Genomic DNA, 23,186 nt, shown 5'->3' with positions numbered 1-23,186 from the left:
CTGAAGTGGGGGCCATGCCAGCCCCCTGGAGGTTCACGAGCGTGAGGCGGTCGATTTTACGACGTCTGCCAGTTCCTGTGCCAACCGTTGCACCTCGTCGGCATGGGCGGCTTCGACGGTAACGCGCACCACCGGCTCGGTACCCGAGGCGCGCAAGACCACACGGCCGCGCCCGGCCAGGGTTTCACGTACCTGCGCTTCGGCCTGGCGCACGGCGTCGGTGTCCAGCAGCGGACCGGCCTTGCCCTCCACGCGCACGTTGAGCATCACCTGCGGCATCTTGGTCAGATCGCGGCGCGCTTCGGCCAGATCCTGGCCGGCACCGGCCAGCGCCTCGAGCACGGCCAGTGCGGCAACCAGGCCATCTCCGGTGGTGGCCCGATCCAGGCACAGCAAGTGGCCGGAGGTTTCCCCGCCCAGCACACCACGGTGGGCCTTAAGCTGCTGCAGCACATAACGATCGCCCACTTTGGCGCGCAGCAGCGGGATATCCAGCACCGCCAGCGCCTTTTCCAGACCGTAGTTGCTCATCAACGTGCCGACCACCGGCCCCTGCAGCACACCACGGCGTTTCCAGTCACGGGCCAGCACATACAACAGGTCGTCGCCATCGGCGAGCACGCCATGGCGGTCGACCATCTGCACGCGATCGCCGTCGCCGTCAAAGGCAATGCCGATGTCGGCACCCTGCTCGACCACCGCGTCCTGCAGCGCTCTGGGATGAGTCGAACCAACCTCGCGATTGATGTTGAAGCCGTCCGGCGACGCACCGATGGTGTTCACCTGTGCGCCGAGCTCGGCGAATACCTTGGGCGCGACCTGATAGGTGGCGCCATGCGCGCAGTCGAGCACGATCTTCATGCCTTTCAGGCTGAAGTCCTCATCCAGCGTTGCCTTGCAGAATTCAACGTAGCGTGCCGCGGCATCGTTGATGCGACTGGCCTTGCCCAGGTATTCGGAATCCACCGTCTCGAACGCCGCATCGACTTCGCGCTCGATGGCCGCCTCCACCTCATCGGCCAGCTTCTCGCCATCGCGCGAGAAAAACTTGATGCCGTTGTCGTAGTGCGGGTTGTGCGAGGCGCTGATGACAATGCCGGCATCGGCACGCAGGCTGCGGGTGAGGAAGGCCACCGCGGGGGTCGGCATGGGACCCAACAGACGCACATCGGCTCCGGCGGCCACCAGCCCCGCTTCCAGGGCCGATTCGAACATGTACCCGGACACGCGCGTGTCCTTGCCGATCACCACGGTGGCGCGACCATTCTTGCCGGCAAGCGCGATGCCCGCGGCGCGGCCGAGCTTGAGCATGAATTCAGCGGTAATAGGCCACTTGCCAACCTGGCCACGGATGCCATCGGTACCAAAATACTTGCGTGAGCTCATGGGCGATCTTCAAGGGAAAGGAGAATCGTTCAGGGTCGTAAGCCTAGCCGAGATCGGCGGTGGGACCATTTTGCGGCGCAGCAGCTTTCGTCCGCCAGGCGGCCGTATCAGTCGTCGTCGGGCCACCGCGGCGGCGCCGGTGTCGGCGAGACTGCGGGCCGGTCGCCTTGGTGGACTGCCTGCCACACGGCCAGGGCATCCCGGGTCGGCGCGACATCGTGCACACGCACCAGATGGGCGCCACGCTGCGCGGCGATCAAGGCGGCCGCGACCGAGCCGGCGCCACGCTCACCTGGCGTCTCACGACCGGTCAGGGCGCCGATCATCGACTTGCGAGACAGACCCACATAAAGGCCGCCGCCCAGGTTGTCGAAGCGTTCGAGCTGACGCAGCAGTTCCAGGTTGTGCTCGAGCGTCTTGCCAAAGCCGAATCCCGGATCGACCAGCACCTGGTTCACGTCGATGCCGGCCATCTGGCAGGCAAACACACGCTCGGCCAGAAAGCGATGTACCTCGCCGACCACGTCGTCATAGGCGGGCGCCGCTTGCATGTCGCGCGGCTGGCCCTGCATATGCATCACGCAAACCGGCACACCGAGCGCGGCCGCGGTCTCAAGGGCGCCTTCGCGGCGCAACGCATAAACATCGTTGATCAGGCCGGCGCCCGCCCCTACCGCCGCACGCATCACATCGGGCTTGGAGGTATCGATGCCGATCGCAACGTCGCTGGCCGCCGCCAGGCGCTCGATCAGCGGTACCACACGCTGCAGTTCTTCGTCGGGTCCGACCTCGGCCGCCCCCGGCCGCGTGGACTCGCCGCCGACATCGATCATGTCGGCACCGGCCTCGACCATCGCCAATGCATGCTCAAGCGCGGCGTCGTGATCGACAAAGCGCCCGCCATCGGAAAACGAGTCCGGCGTGATGTTGAGCACGCCGACGACGCGCGTGCGGTCCAGCGTCAGCGGACGCCCGTTGCAGTCCAGGGTGCGCGCGAACATGGCCGTCGTGCTCAGGCCGAATCGGCGCTGTCGGCGGCCTCCATGGCCTCGCGTGCGCCGCGGCCACCGAATTCACCCATGAAGGTGCGGTAGTAGCGCAGCTCGTCGATGGAATCGCGGATGTCACTCAGCGCCGTGTGCGCGCTGGCCTTGCCGGTCATGCCGCGGGCGATCGAGGGCACCCAGCGCCGCGCCAGTTCCTTGAGCGTGGACACATCCAGATTGCGGTAATGGAAAAAACGTTCCAGCTGCGGCATCTGGCGATGCAGGAAGCGCCGATCCTGGCAGATCGAGTTGCCGCACATCGGCGAGCGACCGGCTGGCACCCACTGCTCCAGGAAGGCCAGCGTATCGGCCTCGGCAATCTGGTGATCGGCCTTGGAGGCCAGCACCTGCTGCCAGAGTCCGGACTTGGTGTGCTGGTTGCGGTTCCAGTCATCCATGTCGATCAGGCGTTTTTCCGGATGCGAGATGGCGAACACGGGCCCTTCGGCCAGGATGTTCAACTCGCGATCGGTGACGATGGTGGCGATCTCCAGGATGGAGTCGCGGTCGGTATCCAGACCGGTCATTTCCAGGTCGATCCAGATCAGATTGTCGTCGTGCGCCTGCGCCATGTATGTCTCCTTGTGGCTATCCAGTGTATCAGGCCAAACCGGGGCGTCGGCATGCGATCATGGCGGCCATGGCCCAACCGACTTTCTTCTGGCACGACTACGAGACCTTTGGCACCGACCCCCGGCGCGATCGTCCATCGCAGTTTGCCGGCATCCGCACCACGTTCGATCTTGAGATCATCGGCGAACCGGTGAGCGTGTTCTGCCGTCCGCCGGAGGACGCCCTTCCGCACCCGCAATCGTGCCTGATCACCGGCATCACGCCGCAGCAGGCACAGCGCGACGGCGTCGCCGAAGCGGAATTTGCCGCGGTCGTGCACGAACAGCTGGCCCTGCCCGGCACCTGTGGCGTGGGTTACAACTCATTGCGTTTCGACGACGAATTTACCCGTCAGTTGCTGTACCGAAACTTCTATGACCCCTACGAGCGCGAGTGGCGCAACGGCAATTCGCGCTGGGACCTGATCGACCTGGTGCGCATGTGTTACGCATTGCGCCCGGAGGGTATCGAGTGGCCGATGCGCGACGATGGCGCGCCGAGCTTTCGCCTGGAGCATCTGGCGGCCGCCAACCATATCGAGCAGCGCCGTGCGCACGACGCGGTATCAGACGTCGAAGCACTGATCGGCTTGGCGCGCCTGATCCGCGTGCGTCAGCCCAAGCTGTGGGACTGGTTCTTCGCCTTGCGCAAGAAACAGCGTGTGCACAGCCTGCTGGATACTGCGCACATGACGCCGGTGTTGCACGTGTCCTCGCGCTACCCCGCCAGTCGCGGTTGCCTGTCGATGATCGCGCCGATCACCCAGCATCCGTCGCGGCCAAACGAGGTGATCGTCTACGACCTGGACGCCGATCCGGCCGAGCTGCTGGCCCTGGAGGCGCAGGACATCGCCGATCGCGTGTTCACCGCGCAGGCCGACCTGCCCGAGGGCATCGAGCGCATCAAGTTGCGCACGGTGCGCGTCAATCGCTCCCCCGCGCTGGCACCACTGTCGGTGCTCAAGGGCGTGGATCTTTCGCGCATCGGCCTGGACCCGGCACGCTGTGAGCACCATCTTGAGCAACTGCGTGAAGCGCCGGCACTGGCTGACAAACTACGTGAGGTATTTGCGCTAAGCGGCGGTAATAACGAGCCCGCCACTGACTGCGAGCTGGCCCTGTACGACGGCTTCCTGCCGGACGGCGACAAGCGGCTTCTGGCCGAGGTGCGCGGCACGCCGGGCGCACAACTGGGCGAAGCCGCAATGGCGTTCCGCGATCCACGTTATGTAGAACTGCTGTTTCGCTATCGGGCCCGCAACTGGCCGGACACCCTAAGCGCCGAAGAAGCCGAGCGCTGGCAAGCTTTCTGCCGCAAGCGCCTGGGTGAGCGCAGCGCGTTGACCCACCTCAGCCTTGAGGACTTCTTCGTCGCGCTGGCCGAGTGCCGCAGCGCGTCAGCTGATGATGGCCCCAGCCAGACCGTGCTCGATCAGGTGGAAGCCTGGGCGCGCGAGCTGGCGACGCGCCACCAGTTGGCGTTGCCGACCTAGCGCGCATCGACGCGCGCTGCACAGGCGGCGCGTACACTTTGCCGCCCCTTATCCATCGCGCCGTAAGCCCTGCCCGCGGCGCGCCCCGAGACGAGTTTTCCCATGGAACGCGCTTACTTCTCCGCCGCCACGTTTCGCTTTCTTGGTGACCTTCGCGCCAACAACACGCGCGAATGGTTCCAGGCGCACAAGGACGATTACGAGCGTCACGTGCGCGAACCGATGCTGGCGCTGATCACCGATCTGCAACCGGCGGTGGCATCCATCAGCGCGCATTACCGCGCCGATCCGCGCAAGATGGGCGGATCGATGTTCCGCGTGCAGCGCGATACGCGTTTTGCGCACAACAAGGCGCCGTACAAACCGTGGGGCGGCGCGCGGCTGTTCCACGAACGGCGCCGCGAGGTGCAGGCGCCCTCGTTCTATCTGCACATCGAACCCGAGTCGAGCTTTGCCGGCGGCGGCCTGTGGCATCCGGAAAGCGCGAACCTGAAGCGCATCCGCGAATTCATCGCCAACAACCCCGCGGCCTGGCAACGCGCCGCGCATTCGGAGGCCTTCCAGCGCCATTTCGGCTTCTGGGGCGAACGCCTGAAACGCCCGCCACGTGGGTTCGAGCCTGATCATCCGCTGATCGAGGACTTGAAACTGAAGAACTTCGCCGCCGGCCAGGACATCACCGACGCCGTGGTCTGCTCGGCCGAACTGCGCCCGGTGCTGATCGACACCTTCCAGCGCATCGCGCCGCTGGTCGATTATCTGTGTGCGGCGCTGGACCTGGAGTTCTGAACCATGGTCGCGGTGTCGCTCGCCACCTGCATGGCACCATGGGTGGACGGATCGAGCACGACCGTGGCAGTCATGCCGGCGACCAGCACCTGCCTGCGCGGCATGCTGTCGGGATCAATGGCGATGCGCACCGGCACGCGCTGTGCCAGGCGCACCCAATTGAAGGTCGGACTGACGTCGGCCAGCAGGTTGCTGCCGGTGGTGTTGTCGCGATCACTCATGCCGTGCGCGATGCTCTCGACGCGACCGTGCAGTTCGACGCCGCTCATCAGGCGGATGCGCGCTCTGTCGCCGACGTGCACCTGCGGCATCTTGATCTCCTCGAAATAGCCGTTGATGCGATACGAATGCGCATCGATCACCGCCATGCGTGGCGTCCCCGCGGTGGCGTAATCACCGGCATAGACGTCCAAATGAGTGACGTAGCCGTCGACGGGCGAGTGCACCGTGCTGCGTTCGAGGTTGAGTTCGGCCAGCGACAGCGTCACCTGAGCCTGCTGTACCGCTGCCAGCGCCTTGGCCTGGGCGGCGCCGGCGGCACGATGGCTGGCGCTGGCCGCCGCCAGGCCGGCACGGGCCGCGCGGGCGGTCGCCTCGGCATCGCTGCGCGCTTCGGCCGATATCACGTCGCCCATGTGCTGACGGCGCTCGGCCTGGGTCTGGCGCATGGAGAACTCGGCACGGGCCTGGGCCGCGGACGCCTCCGCCGCTGCACGGCTGGCGCCGGCGGCCTCGGCATCGGCCTTGGCCGCGGCCAGCGAGGCCTTTGCCTGCGCCACCGCATTGGCAAACCGCGCGGTGTCGATCTGCCATAGCGCCTGGCCGCGGTGCACATAGGCGTTGTCCTTCACCTCGACACGATCGACAAGGCCCGAGACGTCCGGTGCCACCTGCACGACGTCAGCCTGCACGCGGGCGTCGCGGGTCCAGGGGGTATACATGTAGTGGCGCCACAGCACCCACAGGGCCAGCACAGCCACAGTCAGCACCAGGAGCGTCAGGACAAGTCGGGTAAGCGAAGCTATCTTCATCAAGGTCACCTCAGTGCATCGCCAGCAGGCCCAGCCCGCTGAAAATGCAGCAGACCAGCGCCAGGCGGAACAACGCCGGATGCCATACGTGGCGATAGACGCCGAGCCATAACAGCAGGCGGTGCAGCAGCCAGCCCAGACCCAGGCTGGCCACGAAAACCCATAGCAGACTGGGCACCAGGGCATCGAAAAAGGCCAGTTCACGCGGCATGGGACAAGCCTCCGGGAGTCATGCTTGCAGCCTGTACCGCACGGCCCAGCACCGAATCGGCCTCCAGCAACGCCAGGCGCAGCAGGTGCAACGAGGGCATCCACGCCGTTGGTGTGTTCTGGGCATCGATCAGATGCGTTACCTGCCGGCGGGCCTTCCAGTAGCTGGACGGGCCGGGCTGCTCATAGAGTTCGGCCAGCGCGGCCAGCATGGCCCCCAGGCAGGCGCGCGCAGCTTCCCCGCCCCGCATTCGCTGCTCGCGCAGGACCATGACCGCGCGAGCCGTCTCGGCCACCGACATGGCCCAGGCGATCAGGTGCCGGGCTTCCTCGCTGCGGGGCTTGCTGAGGGCCAGCACCTGGTTGAACAGATCGCGGCTGGCGCTTTCGACGTCATGGCGCAGATGTGGCGTACGCGCGCAGCAGGCGCGCACCACCTGGCTGCGCAGACGACGCAGCAGACGCTGTCGCAACCAGCGGCTGTCCGAGGCGTGCGCCAGAACCAGGAATCCGGTGGCAGTACCGGCGATGCCGATCCACTGGCTGATCGCATCGTTGAGGAAATGCGCGACATCGAAGCCGGGACTTTCGCGTACTCCCAGCATGTAGCAGAAAGCGATCACGAAGCCGGTGCCGGCGCCGGTCAGGCCAGGTCGTGTGTACAGATAAAAACCCAGCAACAGAAAAGGCAGCATGCCGGTTGCCAGCAACATGAAGCCGTCCATGTGCACCAGCACCACGAATCTGCAGATAAAGGCCGCGACGATGCCACCGGTGTAGCCCAGGGTCATCTGTCGCAGCCCCAGCAGCGGCCGCGGCGCACTGGCCAGCAGTGCGCTGAAGATGGCGCCGATCAGCATGGCGCCGGAGCCGAAGGACCAGGCACTGGCGATCCAGAATGCCCCCAAGCCAAGCATCACACAGGTAGTGCGCACCATGACCCAGAGCGCGTCCAGATGGTCGCTTTCACGCGAGAAGCTCGGTACATCCTCATCGGCCGGTAGCGGCTGTGCGTCGACCAGCACCACGTAGGCGGCCGCATAGGTGCACAATTCGTCGGCAAAGCGGAGCACCAGCTCCGCACCGGTAGCGAAATCGAGCCGCGTGTCGCGTGCGTCGAGCGCGCTCTGCAAGCCGTCGATGCGCTGTTGCAGCATCGGTCTCAGCTCCGGCAAGACGCGCTGCAGGTGCCTGGCCCGCGCGATGGCGTGATCATGCCGCAGGCTGGCGTGCAACTGCGCTGCCAGAGGCTCGAACAGTTGCTTGATCGAGGTGCGAGCTTTTTCACCACGCGGCGATTGCAGCCGGTTCATCAGATGGTGCAGCGACAGGAATGTGCCCGATGCCGCCATGTAGGCCTGATTGAGCCGTTTCAGGTGCGGGCTGCGATCGACGCCGTATTCGCTCTCGAAGACCACCGAACTGCGCAAGTTCTCGATCTCCAGCACTTCGCGCACGGCGCGCAGGTGCGCCGCTTCCAGATTGCCGCGCGGCAAGCGTCCCGACAGCGAATCGGCGGCAAAGCCGAGCAACCCGGCAAGCTGGGCGCGCACGGTCTGGCGCAGAACGTCACGCAGACGCTGCGGCAGCAGCACGTCGCTGAATACGGCGGCGACGATAAGCGCCAGCAGTACTTCACTGACGCGCATCACTGCCGAATCGAAAGCCGCAGTCGGGGTGGAGAGCACAGGTATGGCGACGATACCGGCGGTGTAGCCGGCCAGCACGAAGCCATAGGATTTGAAATTGCGGTACAGCGCAGCACCACCGGCGCACGCCCCCAGCCACAGCGCCATGCTGCCCAGCAGCCAAAGGTGCTGCTGGGCGAACAGTGCCACCAGCAGCAGCCCGGCAAATGAGCCACACAAGGTGCCGATGGCACGATAAAAGCTCTTGGCCAGCACCATGCCCGAATGCGGGTGCATGACGATGCCCACGGTGATCATGGTCGAGGCCGGATTTTCCAGGTTGAAACGCAGCGCCAGCCATGCCGCGACCAGCATGGCAGCCGCAGCCCGCGCCACGAACAGCCAGTCGCGGCCCGCGCCAGCCAGGCCCTCGTGCAGTTGCTGCATGACCGGTGTGCGCCTCACGGGGCATCACCCGCCATGGGCCCGGTGGCGATCTGTTCGGCATTGCCAAGCAGATGTTTGAGCAGGGCTTCGGCCTGCGCCATTTGCGTCGCATCCAGGCCTTGCGTCTGCGCATCCAGCAACCGGCACATGTCCGGTAGCAAGCGTTCGACCAGGGCAATGCCCTGTGCGGTGAGCGTCAGCGCCAGCTTGCGCCGATCCTCGGCACTGGGCGCGCGTGCGATCAGCCCTCCGTCGTGCAGCGCATTGCAGATACGCGTCAGATTGGCACCTTTCTCGCCTGCCGCCAGCGCCAGTTCACCCGGACTGACGCCCGCCCCGTCGCTGCCGTAGATCATCATCAGGATGTTGTAGTCGGTGTGATTCAGGCCATATCGGCGCAGCACGGCATTGGCTGCGTCGTGGACCTGTTGGTGAATGCGCTTGATCAGTCGCACCAGCACCGCCGGATTGCGGGGAAACTCAGGGAAGCGCCGACAGGTGGTGTCGATACGGCGCTCGGTGGCGGCGAAGGTGCAGCTTTGCAGCGGATCCTTGTTCATGGATTTTACTTTATCAATAAAATATTCATTTGTGAACTAAATAATGCCCAGCGGAGCCCTTCAAGGACATGTCGCGGCCGCGCCGATTCATCAGGAGAGTGCGATGATCACCTTGCAGGCAGCGCCATAGCGAAAGCAGACACCGGGCGTGGCGGCCGATGGGGGTGGCCCGGCCCTGCCGTGGCAATGGCGGCGGCTCATGCCGTGCCCGGGTATAGAGCGGGTCAGGGCCCTTCCCTGGCACCTCACCGGGTAACTGGCACACTTGGCGCGATGCGAACGGCGGCCATACGGATGAAGAAGACGCATGCCGGCCACGTTGGCATGATGGCCTGCCGCGCCGCCTCTATCGGCAGCGGATCAGCATTCACCTGATGCACTGGAGCGTGGACCGACTACCGGAGGGCAAGCCCAGGTCCGCGACGATGATGGTCCTTGCCGGCCTTAATGATGCAGGGCAACGTCAAGCACTCCGCAGCGCCCGCTGACCAGGGGCGCGACGATTCTTCAGTGGGTGTGATGTCGGGGTGTACGCGATACGCGCTTTGCATCGGCATTGAGGTCACGACGCGCTGATGCGGCGTGGGTATCGCCAGCGGTGGCTCAGGCCTGCCCGAACGGAAACGCGAGCACATCGGCAATGGCATCGGTGCCGAGCAGCCCCATCAGCAGGCGTTCCACGCCCAACGCGACGCCGGCGCAATCGGGCATGGCATCCAGCGTCGCCAGCAGGGCTTCGTCCAGCGGCAGTTCGGCGTCGCCGCGCTGACGGCGACGCGCGTTGTCGGCCTGGAAACGGCGCCGCTGCTCGGACGCGTCGTTGAGCTCGTGATAGCCATTGGCCAGCTCGAACGCGCCCAGGTAAAGCTCAAAGCGTTCGGCCACCGGCGGCGCGCCCTCGCGCACCCGCGCCAACGCGCACTGGCTGGCCGGGTAATCGTGGATCACGGTGATGGTGTCGGCGCCGAAGGCCGGTTGCAGATGATGGGTCAGCAGCAGGTCCAGCCAGTCGTCGCGGCTCATGCCTTCGGGGTCGATGCCGAAATCGGCCAATGGCTCGCGCAGCGTGGTCTCACTGGCGCCATGGGCGTCGATGCCAAGGTGCTGGGAAAACAGCTTGGCATAGGTGGTGACATGCACCTGCGCCTGGCGGTCGACCAGTGCCAGCGCGGCCTGCACCAGCGCAACCACTTCTTCCGCGAGCGCGTAATGGTCCAGCCCCAGCCGATACCACTCAAGCATGGTGAATTCCGGATTGTGCCGGCCACCGGCCTCGCCATCGCGGAATACACGGCCCAGTTCGTAGCAGTCGCCGAGGCCTGCCGCGAGCAGGCGCTTGAGCGGAAATTCCGGCGAAGTACGCAGGTAGCGAATGCGTGCACCGGCGTCGGTGTGACCGCTGAACCGGGTCTGGAAACTGGCGATATTGGGATCGGTATTGCCCGCCACCGAAAGCATGGGCGTTTCCACTTCCAGCACGCCGCGCTCGGCAAAAAAGGCCCGCAGCAACGTGTACAGCCTGGCGCGAAGGCGTAGCGCCTCAAAGCGCGTGGCGACGCTCATTGGCCCTCACCGTGCTCGGCCAGGAAAGCGTTGAGTTGGGCCTCGTCCCAGATGGTGATGCCCAGCGATTGCGCCTTGGCCAATTTGGAGCCGGCCGCTTCGCCGGCGACCAGCATGTCGGTGTTCTTGGACACGCTGCCCGCCACCTTGGCGCCTAGCGCTTCCAGGCGCGCCTTGGCCTCGTCGCGGGTCAGCGTGCTGAGCGAGCCGGTCAACACCAGGGTTTTGCCCTCCAGGGGCAGCGCCGAGGTCTGGCTGGGCTGCGGTGCGGCCTCCAGCAGCCGGCGCATGGCCGCTTCTGAGGCCTGCAACGCCTGACGCTGGGTCTTGTCGGCAAGAAACGCTTCCAGCCCGGCGCAGGCCGTCTTGCTGATGCCAGCCGCCGACCAATGTGAAGCCCCGGCCTGCACCAGCTTCTCAAACGTCGGGAAGTAGCCGGCGATGCTCGCCGCACCCTTCTCGCCGACACCGCTGATCGGGAACAGTCGCAGCAATGCAGCAAAATCCAGGCGCTCGCGCAGTCGCGCCGACGGCGACGCCTCATCGGTCAGGGTGACGCCGCGTTCCAATAGCGCATCGACCACGGCGAGATTGCCTTCCTGTTCGAAGAAGGTGGCGATGGATGCGGCCACTTCCGGTCCGATGTCCGGCAACAGCTGAAGCACCGGGGCCGGTGTACGGCGCACCTGGGCCAGCGAGCCCAGCCACTGCGCCAACGCCTTGGCGGTGCTTTCGCCGATGTGCATGATCCCTAAGCCAAACAGGAACCGCGCCAGCGTGGTACTGCGGCTGGCGTCGATGGCCTCGACCAGATTTTGCGCCCATTTGCTGGCCACCTTGCCCTGCTTGACCGTCTCCGGCGTGGTGCCGTCGCGCTCGTCGGCACGGCGCTTCATGTCGATGAAGTCGTCCACGCTCAAGGTGTAGAGGTCGGCCGGCGTCTTGACCATGTCCAGTTCGACCAGCGCATCGACATAGCGCTCGCCCAGGCCATCGATATCCATGGCGCGGCGCGAGGCGAAATGGATCAAGGCTTCCTTGCGTTGCGCGGCGCAGATCAGGCCGCCGGAGCAGCGGTAGGCGGCCTCGCCCTCCTCGCGCACCAGCTCCGAGCCGCATACCGGGCAGCTTTTGGGCATGTGCCAGGGGCTCGCGCCTTCGGGGCGTTGCTCTTCGACCACGCGCACCACTTCGGGAATCACATCGCCGGCGCGGCGTACGATCACGGTGTCGCCAATGCGTGCATCCAGACGCGCGACCTGGTCGGCATTGTGCAGGGTGGCGTAGGTCACGGTGACGCCGGCCACCTGCACCGGCTCCAACCGCGCCCGTGGCGTGGCGGCACCGGTGCGGCCGATCTGGATCTCGATATCCAGCAGCGTAGTCATCTGCTCCTGCGCCGGAAACTTGTGTGCGATGGCCCAGCGTGGCGCGCGGGAAACGAAGCCCATCTCGCGCTGGCCTTCGTAGTCGTCCAGCTTGTAGACCACACCGTCGATGTCATACGGCAGGCCATCGCGCTTGGCGCCGATGCGGCGAAAATAATCCAGCAGGCCATCCAGCCCCTTGGCCGTGCCCACTTCATGCGAGACCGGGAAACCCCACTCGCGCAACTTGGCCAGCGTCGCCGAATGCGTGTCGGGCAGTTCGCCGTCCTGCACATCGCCAATCGAGTAGGCAAAGAAGCTGAGCTTGCGGCGCTTGGTTACCGCCGGATCCAGCTGGCGAAGCGAACCGGCCGCGCCATTGCGCGGGTTGGCCAGTGGCTTTTCGCCGTGTTCCAGCGCCCAGGCGTTGAACGTGTCGAAATCGCGGCGCAGCATCACCACCTCGCCGCGCACCTCCAGCACCTTGGGCCAGTCGCTGCCGCGAAGCTTCAGCGGAATGGCCGCCACCGTGCGCAGGTTGGCGGTCACGTCCTCGCCGGTGGTGCCATCGCCACGCGTGGCGCCGCGCACGAAATGGCCATCTTCGTAGCGCAGGCTGATCGCCAGGCCATCGAGTTTGGGTTCGACCGAAAACACGGGCTGTTTGCGGCCCAGTTTCTCCTCAATGCGGCGCTCGAAATCGGCCACCTCGTGGAAACGCTCACGATCGGAATCGCCGGCTTCGGCGTCCTCGAAAGCGTTGTCCAGCGACAGCATCGGAATAGTGTGGGTGACCTCGGCAAAGCCGCCGCTGGCACGAGCGCCGACCGTGCGCGTAGGGGAATCGTCACTGGCAAGTTCCGGATGCGCCGTTTCCAGCGCCTGCAGTTCGCGCATCAGGCGGTCGTACTCGGCGTCCGGAATCGACGGATCGTCCAGCACGTAATAGCGGTGGTTGGCCTCTTCCAGGCGGCGGCGCAGGTCGGCGATGCGGTCGGCGGGGGAATCGGTCATGGAGGCGATGATCCTGATGCGGCGTAACGGGCAAGTGTAAACCGCGGCGGTTCCGAGCGCCGACTTCTGTCCGCCGGCTGAAGCGTAAGTCGAAGGTCGCGCTTCGCCGCTGTAAAAATGACGTTAAAATAGGCGCAGTCATGACGTCCCGCGCCTCGCCTGCCCTCACCCCCACCGACGACCCTGATGCCCTGGCCGCCCATCGCGGCCTGCTGTGGCTGGTGTCGGCGGCGCTGTTCATGCAGACGCTGGACTCGACCATCGTCAACGCCGCGGTGCCGACCATTGCCGACGCGCTGGCGGTAACGCCACTGTCGCTGAAATCGGCGCTGACCGCCTATGTGCTGACCATCGCCGTGTGCGTACCGGCCTCGCCCTGGCTGGTCGACCGGCTGGGCACGCGGCGCCTGATCGGCGTCGCCTTTGCCGTGTTCTCCCTGGGTTCACTGGCCTGCGGCCTGGCGCAGAGCCTGGACCAGCTGGTGGTGTCGCGGGTGCTGCAAGGCATGGGTGGCGCGCTGATGATGCCGGTGGGCCGTTATGTGTTGGCGCGTACTTTCAGCAAGCGCGCGCTGGTGCAGGCGATGAGCATGGTCACGCTGCCGGCGATGCTGGGTCCGGTGTTGGGGCCGTTGCTGGGCGGCGCGCTGGCCGAATATGGCGACTGGCGATTGATCTTCCTGATCAACCTGCCGGTCGGTGCGCTGGGCTTGTGGCTGACGCAGCGTTTCATGCCCGAGATTCGTGGCGAGCGGCGGCGCTTCGACCTGGCCGGCTTTACCTATTTCGCGCTGGCCTCGGGCCTGCTGATGGCCGGTGCCGACCGCGCCGCGGACGGTCGGGCCAAGCTGGCAGTGCTGGCGTGTCTTGCCGCGGGTGCCCTGTTTGCCGTGCTGCTGGTATGGCACACCCGGCGCACCGAACACCCGGTGGCCGATCTCAGGCTGTTCGCCTCGCGCAGTTTCAGCATTTCGGTACTGGGCAACATCTGCACGCGCCTGGCAGCGGCTGGCATGCCGTTCGTGCTGGTGCTGTTTCTGCAGCTGGGCTGTGACTGGTCGCCGCTGGCTGCTGGCCTGATCCTGGTGCCGCAGGCGATGGGCATGATGCTGATGAAGCTGGGTATCACGCGGATTCTGGTCCAATTCGGCTATCGCCGCGCGCTGGTGGCCAACACGCTGATCATCGCCGTGCTGCTGAGCGCGTTCGGGCTGCTCGGCGCCGATACACCGTCGTGGGCGGTGGCGCTGCTGGTATTCGTCTACGGGCTGGCCATGTCGCTGCAATACACCGCCATGAACACGCTGGCCTTCCAGGACATCGGGCCCGATCAGGCCGCGCATGCCTCGTCGCTGACCTCGAGCATGCAGTTTCTGGGCATCAGCTTTGGTATCGCGCTGGCCTCGTTGCTGATGGAGGCGCTGGTGGGCGACCTGCACACGCATGCGGCGGCCTATGTGCACGCCTTTCATCTGACCGTGTGGTGGCTGGCTGGCATGGCGGTGCTGGCGGCCGCGGTGTTTACGCGCCTGCGGCGCGATCGGCCCGGCCGCGAAACAGCTTGAGGTCGCACGTGCCGGCGGTCTTGGGTACGCAGCGGTCACATCCGGCCCTGCTAAGCTTGGCGGTGTTTCCCTTCCGGTAACTCCAACACTTCGCAAGGAGAGCCCATGCGCTCGATGATCGGATGGCTGGCGCTGCTGGCCAGCTCACCGGCGGCTGCCGCATCGCAGGAAAGCTCGCAAAATTTCCACCTGACCGGCTCGCCCATCGGTTGGGTGGCAGTGGCACTGTTCGTGGCCGCTTATGCCTGCGTGATCGCCGAAGACAAGATCCGCATTGCCAAGTCCAAGCCGGTGATGCTGGGCGCGGGCCTGATATGGGGTTTGCTGGCATGGCACGTGGGGGCGCCGGGCAACGGTGAGGAATCACCGGTACGCAAGGCGTTCGAGTCGATGTTCCTGGAATATGCGGACATCTTCTTCTTCCTGGTGGTGGCGATGACCTACGTCACCGCGCTGGGCGAGCGCAATGTGTTCGAGGCGCTGCGCGCCAAGCTGACGCGGCGCCATTTCAGCTATCGGCAACTGTTCTGGATTACCGGCACGTTGGCGTTCTTCCTTTCGCCGATGCTGGACAACCTGACCACCGCACTGGTGATGTCGGCGGTGATTCTGGCCGTCGGTGCCGGCAACGCGCGTTTCATCACGCTGGCGATGATCAACCTGGTGGTGGCCGCCAACGCCGGCGGTGCCTGGAGTGCCTTCGGTGACATCACCACGCTGATGGTGTGGCAGGCGCACAAGGCCGAGTTCATCGACTTCTTCTCGATCCTGATTCCATCGCTGGTGAACTGGCTGACCCCGGCGGTGCTGATGAACTTTGCCCTGCCCTCGGGCAAGCCCGAGGCGGTGACCGAGGAAGTGACCATCAAGCACGGCGGCGTTGGTATCTGCCTGTCGTTTGCCACCACCGTGGCCATCACCGTGGTCGGCAAGCAGATCCTGGGCATGCCGACCGCCTACGGCATGCTGACAGGCCTGGCGCTACTGAACCTGCTGGCTTCGCGCATCGACCGGCGTCAACGCAAGTACGCGCTGGCCGAAGGCAAGGACGAAGAGGAGCACGGCTACTCGATCTTCAACATCATTGCCGATGCCGAGTGGGACACCCTGCTGTTCTTCTACGGCGTGTTCGCCTGCGTCGGCGGCCTGGCTGCGATGGGCTACCTGGAGATGGCCTCGCACCAACTTTACGGCAACCTGGGCTTCACCTTTGCCAACACCGCGATGGGCGTGCTCTCGGCGGTGGTCGACAACATCCCGATCATGTTCGCGGTGATCAAGATGGACCCGGGCATGGATCTTAGCCAGTGGTTGCTGATCACGCTGACCGCCGGCGTCGGCGGTAGCCTGCTGTCGGTAGGGTCGGCCGCCGGTGTCGCGCTGATGGGCGTGTCCAAGGGCCATTACACCTTCGGCAAACACCTGAAATGGGCCTGGGCCGTGGCGCTGGGTTTTGCCGCTTCCATCGCCACCCATCTGGGCCTGGCCGCGATCGGTCTGACGCACTGATCAAGCGGCGCCATCCCGCAACGGTGTGAGCGTCCTCATACCGTTGCGGGCGGCCAACCCGGAGTCGCTCATGTAGCATGCGAAGGCGACGCTCAAGGACCAGGCCAACTCCATGCATCATGCCAGCGATATCCTGCTGACCCTGTTCATCATCTTCATCGCCGCGCAAGTGGGCGCGGAGATCGCGCAACGCATGAAGCTGCCGGGGGTGGTCGGTGAGATTGCCGCCGGTTGCGTGATCGGCCCCTCCGTGCTGGGCTGGATTCAGCCTGACCAGATGCTGCCAGGCACGCCACTGGATGCGCTGGCGGAAATCGGTGTGGTGTTGCTGCTGTTTTCGGTGGGCCTGGAAACGCGCCTGGCCGACCTGAAGAAGGTGGGCACCAGTGCATTCTTGGTCGGCGTGCTGGGCGTAATCCTCCCCTTTGGTCTGGGCGCGCTATGGGCCCACGGCTCCGGCTACGACTGGATCAAGTCGCTATTCGTGGCCGCGGCCTTCGTGGCCACCTCGGCCGGCATCACCGCACGCGTGTTGCAAGAGTTGGGCGTGCTCAAGCGCACCGAAAGCCGGGTGATTCTCGGCGCGGCAGTGATCGACGACATTCTGGCCATGCTGCTGCTGGGCGTGGTGTCTTCCTTGCAGGGTGGTGGCGAGATCAATATCAAGTCGCTGCTGCTGACCCTGGTCGGCGCCATCGGCTTTCTGGCGATCTTCGGCTGGGCCGGCACGCAAGTGGCGCGCCGCCGTTCCAGCTGGCTGGACAAGCCGATGAGCCCGCACTCGCCGCTGGCGCTGGTGCTGGCGCTGTGCCTGGGCCTGGCCTTCCTTTCCACCAAATTCGGGCTGGCCGCGATCATTGGCGCCTTCCTGGCCGGCATGATTGCCTCCGAAACGCGCCAGCGCGAATCGCTGGAGCATCAGACCATGCCGATTCTGGCTCTGCTGACGCCGTTCTTCTTCGTCATCACCGGTGCCAAGATCAGTCTGGATGCATTGGCCTCCAACGAGGCTCTGCTGATGCTGCTGGTGGTCACGGTGATCGCCATCGTCTCGAAACTGGCCGGCGGCTTCCTGGGTGCGCTGATGCTGGGACGGCGTGGCGCCACCATCGTCGGTTTCGGCATGGTGCCGCGTGGCGAGGTCGGTGTGGTGATCGCCAGCCTGGGTCTGACCGCCGGCGTGTTCAGCGAGCGCATGTACGCCATCATCGTGGCGATGTCGCTGCTGACGGCGATGATCACGCCGCCGGTGCTGGCGCTGCTGCTGCGCCGCGCGCCGGATGATCCGGGCGCCGTTGCCTCGGATGTGTCTGCCGAATCCGAGTCAGGGCACGAACCCGGGCACTGAGCGACGGCCGGTTTATCGCCTTACGCTCAGCCTTTTACCGTGCCGTACGCATCCAGCGCTTTCTGACGCGAGGTTTTCAGGTCGACGATCGGCAGCGGATAACCACAGCGCTGGTTGAGCCCCTGCTGCTCCCACGGCGCGAAGATCGCCGGCGCCGAGACGCCGGACAGCTCTTTCACCCAGCGGCGGATGTAGGCGCCGTCTGGATCGAACTTCCTGGCCTGGGTCACTGGATTGAAGATGCGAAAGTAAGGCGCGGCATCGGCGCCGCAGCCGGCGACCCACTGCCAGCCCAGAGTGTTGTTGGCCAGATCGGCATCGACCAACGTGTCCCAGAACCACTCCGCCCCCTGGCGCCAGTGCTGGCGCAGATTCTTGGTCAGCAGGCTGGCCACAATCATGCGCACCCGGTTGTGCATCCAGCCGGTATGCCAAAGCTCGCGCATGCCGGCATCGACAATGGGAATGCCGGTGCGCCCGCGTTGCCAGCGCTGGCGCGCATCGGCATCGTCGCTCCAGGGAAACTCGGCGAAGCGCGCGTTCATGGGCGCGTGCGTGGTCTGTGGGTAGTGAAACAGCAGGTGATGGGCAAATTCGCGCCAGCCCAGTTCGCGCAGGTAGGGCTCGATGTCCGGCGCCGGCTTGCGGCGTCCGTCGTTGGCCACCTTGCGCAGCCTGGCCAGAATCTGTCGCGGCGTGATCTCGCCAAAGTGCAGATGCGGCGACAGCCGCGATGTGCCATGACGGGCCGGCACATCACGCTGGCTGGCGTAAGCGTTCAGCGCATCGTCGGCAAAAATATCCAGCATCTCGTGCGCGCCGGTTTCTCCCGGCTGCCAGGCCTCGGCCAGGCCGCCGGTCCAGTCGATGGACGGCAACAAATCCAGTTCGTGCAGTGACACGCCTGCGTCGGCGCTGGCCAGGTGCAGTGGCTGCGGGACGGGCAATGGAGCCTCCTCGCCCAGTTGGCTGCGCAGATTGCGCCAAAATGGCGTGAACACACGATAGGGCTCGCCCTGCTGCGTTTTCACCTGCCACGGTGTGCGCCATAGCGCTGCATCGAAGCTGGCCACGTGCAGCCCGTCATCGCGCAATGCCCGTTTGATCGTCGCATCGCGTTCAATGGCGGCCGGCTCGTAACGGCGGTTCCAGTAGACCGCGTCGGCGCCCGTTTGCTCTATCAGTCCACGGAGCGCCTGCAGGCTTGGGCCACGCCGAAGATGCAGCGCTCCGTGACGCTGGTGCAGTTGCGCGTTCAGGTGCTCAAGTGAATGATGAAGCCACCAGCGCGTGGCAGCACCCGGCGCCCAGTCGCCCTCCTCTTCAGGTGCGTGGATGTATACCGCAAGTACATGCTCGTGATGACGCGCGGCGGCACTCAAGGCGGGGTGATCGGCCAGGCGAAGATCCTGACGCAACCAGACGATGGCAAGGCTCATCAAGGCTCCGAAAACGTCCGGGCGACGCCTCGGCGCCACCGTTCATGGGTGTGCCAGGGCCTTCAGCCGCTCTCCGAGCAACCGGTAGAAATCCTCCGGAAGCACGGCGCGAACCGGCACGCTCCACCAGTGGTCCTGGGCAAACGCCTGGCACTTGATTGCATCCTTCTCGGTCATCAGTACCGGAAGGTCATCGCCGAAGGCTAGATCGTGAACAGTGTACGCATGGTGATCGGGAAAAGCGTGCTCGATGACATCAATGCCCTGCACGCGCAGCGTGTCAAAGAAGCGTTGGGGATGGCCAATCCCGGCCACCGCATGTATGCGCCGGCCGGCGAACTCGCGCACGCCGCGCGGTGCGCCCTCACGCAATGGTTGCGCCACGTCGCCAAGCAACCGCATCAATACTTCGCCGGACTGGTTCATGCCTCCGTTGCAGACACGAAAATCCACCGAGCGCAGGCGCGACACGGGCTCGCGCAAGGGGCCGGCCGGCAGTACCCAGCCATTGCCGAAACGTCGTGAGCCATCGATCACACAGATTTCCAGATCACGTTGCAGCCGGTAATGCTGCAGGCCATCGTCGGTGAGCACGATATCGGCACCGGCCTCGATGACCAGCTGTGCGGCGGTTGCGCGATCACGCCCCACCGCGACCCTGGCACCGGTTCGCTCACGAATCAGGCACGGCTCGTCACCGACACGGACCGGATCCGGCGATGCATCCAGCAGCTCTGGCACCTGGTGCTTGCCGCCGTAGCCGCGCGAAACCACGCCCGGTTGCCAGCCCTGTTCTCGCAACCACTGCACGAGCGCAATCACCAGGGGGGTCTTGCCAGTACCGCCAAGACTGATATTGCCGACCACCAATACCGGTACCGGCAGGCGTTGGCTGGTCAGCCAATGGCAACGGTACAAGGCCAGACGAACGGCACTAAGGCCACGATAAAGCCCTGCCAACGGCCGCAGCAGCCAGGGCGCCGGACGCTTGCTGTACCAACGTCGCAGCAGTGCGCCCTCCATCCCACCAGGCTCGCGCGATGGGGGCCCGCTCATGCCGATTCGACCGATGCGCCATCCAGCGGATGATCATGGAACTGCATGCGATGCAGTGCGGCGTAATGGCCGTCACGGGCCAGCAGCTGTTCATGCGAGCCCAGTTCCACGATACGGCCGTGATCCATCACCGCAATCTGGTCAGCATGCTCGATGGTCGACAGTCGATGAGCAATGACCAAGGTGGTGCGATCGCGCATCAACGATTTCAGTGCCTCCTGAATCAGGCGCTCGGACTCGGTATCCAATGCCGAGGTAGCCTCGTCCAGAATCAGGATGGGGGCATTTTTCAAGATGGCACGAGCGATGGCGATGCGCTGTCGCTGGCCGCCGGAAAGCGAACTCCCGCTCTCGCCGACCCGCGTCGTCAATCCCTCGGGCAGCTCGCGGATGAATTCCATCGCATGCGCCGCCTCGGCCGCGGCGATGATCTCGGCCTCGCTGGCGCCGGCCATTTCACCATAGGCGATGTTGGCCGCCACGGTATCGTCGAACAGCACCACATGCTGGCCGACCCAGCCGATCTGGCGGCGCAGTGCGGCCAGCGTGTACTCGGTGTGCTCCCGCCCGTCGACAACGATGCGCCCGTCCTGCAGCTCGTAGAATCGCGGCAACAGGCTGACCAGGCTGCTCTTGCCGGCGCCCGAACGCCCGACCAGCGCCGTTACGGTCCCCGGCTTGCAGTGAAGCTGGATGTCAGCCAGCACGGCCCCCTGCGCCCCTGGATAGCGCATGCCAACATGCTCGAAGCGGATGTCGCCTTCGGCCCGGGTCATGTCCCTGGTGCCACTGTCGGTTTCCGCAGGTTCGTCGATGGTCGCGAAGAGGTCCTCGGCAGCCGCCACCCCGCGTTGAATGTCGGCCTGTACATTGGTCAGACGCTTTAGCGGTGTAAGTAGTCCGGTCATCGCCAACAGCATCTGTGTGAAGGTGCCGGCCGAGATGCTGTCTATGACCCCGGGGCGCGTGGCCAGGTACACAATGGCGGCCAAGGCAATGGCCGCCGTGGTCTGCACACCGGCACTGGACAGCGCAGCCGTCTTGGCGATCTTCAAGGTCTGGCGCGCGGTGCGGTCGGCGACTTCGTCGAAACGTTGCTGTTCGGACGCCTGGCCCCCGTAGATGCGTACCTCGCGGTGACCGTGAACGGCTTCCTGCACGGTGCCGGCCACCGAGCCCATGGAACCCTGGATAGCCCTGGAAATGCGCCTGTAGCGGCGACTGATCCAGGTGACGATGGCGACCATGGTCGGCACCATCAGAAGCAGCGCCAGCGTCAGATAAGGGCTGGTACTGAGCATCACGTAGATCAGCCCGATCACCAGCAGCGAATCGGAAACCAGCACTTTCACCGAAGAGGTTGAGGCCTTGGCCACCTGATCCGAGGTGTAGGTGATGCGCGAAATCTGCTGTCCGGAGCCTTCGGCGCCGAAATAGCGCACCGGCAGGCGCAAATAGCTTTCAAACACGTCCTTGCGCAAATCGCAGACGATGTTGCGCCCCAGGTAACCGACGCCGTAGTCGGAGAAATAGGATGAGGTACCGCGCACCACGGCCAGCGCGATGATTGCAATTGGCAGCCAGAAAATGGTCTGTGGATCGCGATTGACGAATAAATCGTCGATCATCGGCTTGATCAACTTGGTGAAGGCGGTCAGACCGGCGGCGTCCATCGCCATGGCAAGCAGCGTCAGCATGCCCACCCAACGATAGGGCTTGAGGTAACTCAGCAGGCGCCGGTAGACCCGGAACGTCGCCTTCCAGTCCAGGGGTGTGCGTTTGCTCAACGTTACTGCTCCGAAGCGTTGCCGGACGCCGTGTCACCTGCGTCCATCTGCGGAGTGGTGGCGATGGATAGGTGGGTGAAGCCCAGGCGACCGAGTGCATCCATGGCGGTGACCACGGCCTGGTGGTGGGCCATGGCGTCGGCGCGCAGGGTCACCGGCCGCGAGCGATCGTTGCCTACCTGCGAGGTGATGGCTCGCTCCAAGGCATCCTCGCCCTGGCCCAGCACCTCGTTGGGACCGATGAAATAGTGCCCATTGCGATCGACCACGATCACCAGCGCCCGGCTGGTCGCGGCACTGGGGTGGGCGCTGGCCTTGGGCAGATTCACCTGCATGCGCGCATGACGCACAAAGGTGGTGGTCAGCACGAAGAACATCAACAGGGTCAGCAGCACGTCGATCAGCGAAATCACGTTGATCTCGAAATCGTCGCGGCGGCGGCTGTTACCAATGCGCATGCCGATCCTTCTCAGGCGTGACTGGGGGCTGCCGCGGCACGTGGGCGCCGCGTTCGCGTCGGGGCCGGCTCACCCTGTGCAGACAACTCGTCCAGGATCACAATGGCTTCCTTTTCCATTTCCACCACGTAGCCATCCACGCGCGAGCGGAAGTAACGATGGAACACGTAGGCGGGGATGGCCACGATCAGGCCGCTGGCGGTGCAGATCAGGGCTTCACCGATGCCACCGGCCATTTTCATCGGATCACCCACGCCACTAAGCATCACCGCCAGGAACATACGAATCAGGCCAATCACGGTACCAAGCAGGCCAAGCAGCGGGCCAATCAGCGCGATGGTGCCCAACGTATTGAGAAACCGCTCCATCCGATGCACTACATGCCGACCGGCATCCTCGATACGCTCCTTGATGACCTCTCGGGAACGATGGCGCACCGACAGTGCCGCGGCCAGCAATTCGCCCAGTGGCGAGGCGTCGGCCAGCGATTGCAGATGCAGCGGCTCCAGGTGTTGTGAGCGAGCCCATTGACGCACTTCATCGGTCAAGCCCGGCGGCATGACGGCGCGTTTTCGCAAGCTCCAGAAACGCTCCAGCACGATGGCCAGGGCCACCGCGGAACACAGCAGAATGGGCAGCATGGCCCAGCCACCTGCCAAAAGAATATCCAGCACCTTAGTCCCGCCTCCCGGCTGCTCAATTCACGCCGCGCATGATACCAGCGCTGGATGCGCTGCCTGCGCAATGGGTCACGCTATCACAGCCAATGACACCCGACACGCGAGGGGCAACCCCTAAAAAAAAGGTTCTTCGTAGGTTTCCGTGGAGCCGACTCTCGTGCATCGATACCTTAGACGTTTCCGGGCGGGTCTAAGGAGC

The 23,186-nt window shown here is 65.0% G+C and carries 19 protein-coding genes; 5 read left to right on the top strand and 14 right to left on the bottom strand.

Going from position 1 to position 23,186, the window contains the following annotated elements:
- Positions 1 to 33: 33 nt before the first annotated feature.
- From glmM to orn, 3 genes are all read right to left on the bottom strand, one after another.
- Complete coding sequence (glmM, locus tag HBF24_RS09615) at positions 34 to 1,386, bottom strand: phosphoglucosamine mutase (protein ID WP_167172360.1); 1,353 nt, start codon at positions 1,384 to 1,386, stop codon at positions 34 to 36.
- A 107-nt stretch (positions 1,387 to 1,493) separates the two neighbouring features.
- On the bottom strand, positions 1,494 to 2,387 hold the full coding sequence (gene folP, locus HBF24_RS09610) for a dihydropteroate synthase (RefSeq protein WP_167172358.1): 894 nt from the start codon (positions 2,385 to 2,387) through the stop codon (positions 1,494 to 1,496).
- Positions 2,388 to 2,398: 11 nt separating this feature from the next.
- Positions 2,399 to 3,004 (bottom strand): oligoribonuclease, encoded by a 606-nt coding sequence (orn, locus tag HBF24_RS09605; RefSeq protein ID WP_167172356.1) that lies wholly within the window; start codon positions 3,002 to 3,004, stop codon positions 2,399 to 2,401.
- Between the two features lie 68 nt (positions 3,005 to 3,072).
- Between orn and sbcB the strand changes: the two genes are divergently transcribed.
- Positions 3,073 to 4,536, top strand: a complete 1,464-nt coding sequence (gene sbcB, locus HBF24_RS09600) for an exodeoxyribonuclease I (protein ID WP_167172354.1) — start codon at positions 3,073 to 3,075, stop codon at positions 4,534 to 4,536.
- Between the two features lie 102 nt (positions 4,537 to 4,638).
- The gene (locus tag HBF24_RS09595; RefSeq protein ID WP_167172352.1) at positions 4,639 to 5,325 is read left to right on the top strand and encodes a DUF2461 domain-containing protein; all 687 of its coding nucleotides are present in this window, start codon (positions 4,639 to 4,641) and stop codon (positions 5,323 to 5,325) included.
- Here HBF24_RS09595 and HBF24_RS09590 read toward each other — a convergent pair.
- The 6 genes from HBF24_RS09590 to ligA all read right to left on the bottom strand — a co-directional run bounded on the left by HBF24_RS09590 (position 5,292) and on the right by ligA (position 13,145).
- Positions 5,292 to 6,356 (bottom strand): HlyD family secretion protein, encoded by a 1,065-nt coding sequence (locus tag HBF24_RS09590; RefSeq protein ID WP_167172350.1) that lies wholly within the window; start codon positions 6,354 to 6,356, stop codon positions 5,292 to 5,294. The two genes, HBF24_RS09595 and HBF24_RS09590, sit on opposite strands and share 34 nt — an antisense overlap.
- Positions 6,357 to 6,366: 10 nt before the next feature.
- Positions 6,367 to 6,567, bottom strand: a complete 201-nt coding sequence (locus HBF24_RS09585; protein ID WP_167172348.1) for a DUF1656 domain-containing protein — start codon at positions 6,565 to 6,567, stop codon at positions 6,367 to 6,369.
- Positions 6,557 to 8,659: an FUSC family protein gene (locus HBF24_RS09580; RefSeq protein WP_167172346.1), complete on the bottom strand. Its 2,103-nt coding sequence runs from the start codon at positions 8,657 to 8,659 to the stop codon at positions 6,557 to 6,559. The genes HBF24_RS09585 and HBF24_RS09580 overlap by 11 nt, the downstream gene beginning before the upstream one ends.
- Entirely contained in the window at positions 8,656 to 9,201 is a 546-nt protein-coding gene (locus HBF24_RS09575) for a MarR family transcriptional regulator (RefSeq protein ID WP_167172344.1), read from the bottom strand. Before HBF24_RS09575 ends, HBF24_RS09580 begins: the two co-directional genes overlap by 4 nt.
- A gap of 603 nt (positions 9,202 to 9,804) precedes the next feature.
- Positions 9,805 to 10,764: an EF-P lysine aminoacylase EpmA gene (gene epmA / locus HBF24_RS09570; protein ID WP_167172342.1), complete on the bottom strand. Its 960-nt coding sequence runs from the start codon at positions 10,762 to 10,764 to the stop codon at positions 9,805 to 9,807.
- Positions 10,761 to 13,145: an NAD-dependent DNA ligase LigA gene (gene ligA / locus HBF24_RS09565; protein ID WP_167172340.1), complete on the bottom strand. Its 2,385-nt coding sequence runs from the start codon at positions 13,143 to 13,145 to the stop codon at positions 10,761 to 10,763. Before ligA ends, epmA begins: the two co-directional genes overlap by 4 nt.
- A 140-nt stretch (positions 13,146 to 13,285) precedes the next feature.
- Here ligA and HBF24_RS09560 point away from each other — a divergent pair, with 140 nt between their 5' ends.
- The 3 genes from HBF24_RS09560 to HBF24_RS09550 all read left to right on the top strand — a co-directional run bounded on the left by HBF24_RS09560 (position 13,286) and on the right by HBF24_RS09550 (position 17,567).
- Positions 13,286 to 14,710 (top strand): DHA2 family efflux MFS transporter permease subunit, encoded by a 1,425-nt coding sequence (locus HBF24_RS09560; RefSeq protein ID WP_167172338.1) that lies wholly within the window; start codon positions 13,286 to 13,288, stop codon positions 14,708 to 14,710.
- A 105-nt stretch (positions 14,711 to 14,815) separates the two neighbouring features.
- Positions 14,816 to 16,219 carry a sodium:proton antiporter NhaD gene (nhaD, locus tag HBF24_RS09555; protein WP_167172336.1) on the top strand — a complete coding sequence of 468 codons (1,404 nt, stop codon included), beginning with the start codon at positions 14,816 to 14,818 and terminating at the stop codon, positions 16,217 to 16,219.
- A gap of 112 nt (positions 16,220 to 16,331) precedes the next feature.
- Positions 16,332 to 17,567, top strand: coding sequence for a cation:proton antiporter (locus HBF24_RS09550; protein WP_167172335.1), 1,236 nt, complete (start codon positions 16,332 to 16,334; stop codon positions 17,565 to 17,567).
- A gap of 26 nt (positions 17,568 to 17,593) precedes the next feature.
- Here HBF24_RS09550 and HBF24_RS09545 read toward each other — a convergent pair whose 3' ends face one another.
- Genes HBF24_RS09545 through HBF24_RS09525 form a run of 5 tightly spaced genes read right to left on the bottom strand, consistent with a single transcriptional unit; the run spans position 17,594 to position 22,948 of the window.
- Positions 17,594 to 19,006: a deoxyribodipyrimidine photo-lyase gene (locus HBF24_RS09545; protein ID WP_167172333.1), complete on the bottom strand. Its 1,413-nt coding sequence runs from the start codon at positions 19,004 to 19,006 to the stop codon at positions 17,594 to 17,596.
- 42 nt (positions 19,007 to 19,048) lie between these two features.
- Positions 19,049 to 20,029 carry a tetraacyldisaccharide 4'-kinase gene (gene lpxK / locus HBF24_RS09540; RefSeq protein ID WP_167172762.1) on the bottom strand — a complete coding sequence of 327 codons (981 nt, stop codon included), beginning with the start codon at positions 20,027 to 20,029 and terminating at the stop codon, positions 19,049 to 19,051.
- A gap of 29 nt (positions 20,030 to 20,058) precedes the next feature.
- Positions 20,059 to 21,849 (bottom strand): lipid A export permease/ATP-binding protein MsbA, encoded by a 1,791-nt coding sequence (gene msbA / locus HBF24_RS09535; RefSeq protein ID WP_167172331.1) that lies wholly within the window; start codon positions 21,847 to 21,849, stop codon positions 20,059 to 20,061.
- Positions 21,850 to 21,851: 2 nt separating this feature from the next.
- Complete coding sequence (locus HBF24_RS09530) at positions 21,852 to 22,307, bottom strand: biopolymer transporter ExbD (protein ID WP_167172329.1); 456 nt, start codon at positions 22,305 to 22,307, stop codon at positions 21,852 to 21,854.
- Between the two features lie 11 nt (positions 22,308 to 22,318).
- Positions 22,319 to 22,948, bottom strand: coding sequence for a MotA/TolQ/ExbB proton channel family protein (locus HBF24_RS09525; protein ID WP_206064267.1), 630 nt, complete (start codon positions 22,946 to 22,948; stop codon positions 22,319 to 22,321).
- Positions 22,949 to 23,186: the final 238 nt, after the last annotated feature.

The organism is Oleiagrimonas sp. C23AA, from assembly GCF_011759385.1.
GTDB lineage: Bacteria > Pseudomonadota > Gammaproteobacteria > Xanthomonadales > Rhodanobacteraceae > Oleiagrimonas.
The sequence above is the reverse complement of the archived record's forward strand: the minus strand, read 5'-3'. Positions and strand labels throughout refer to the sequence as shown.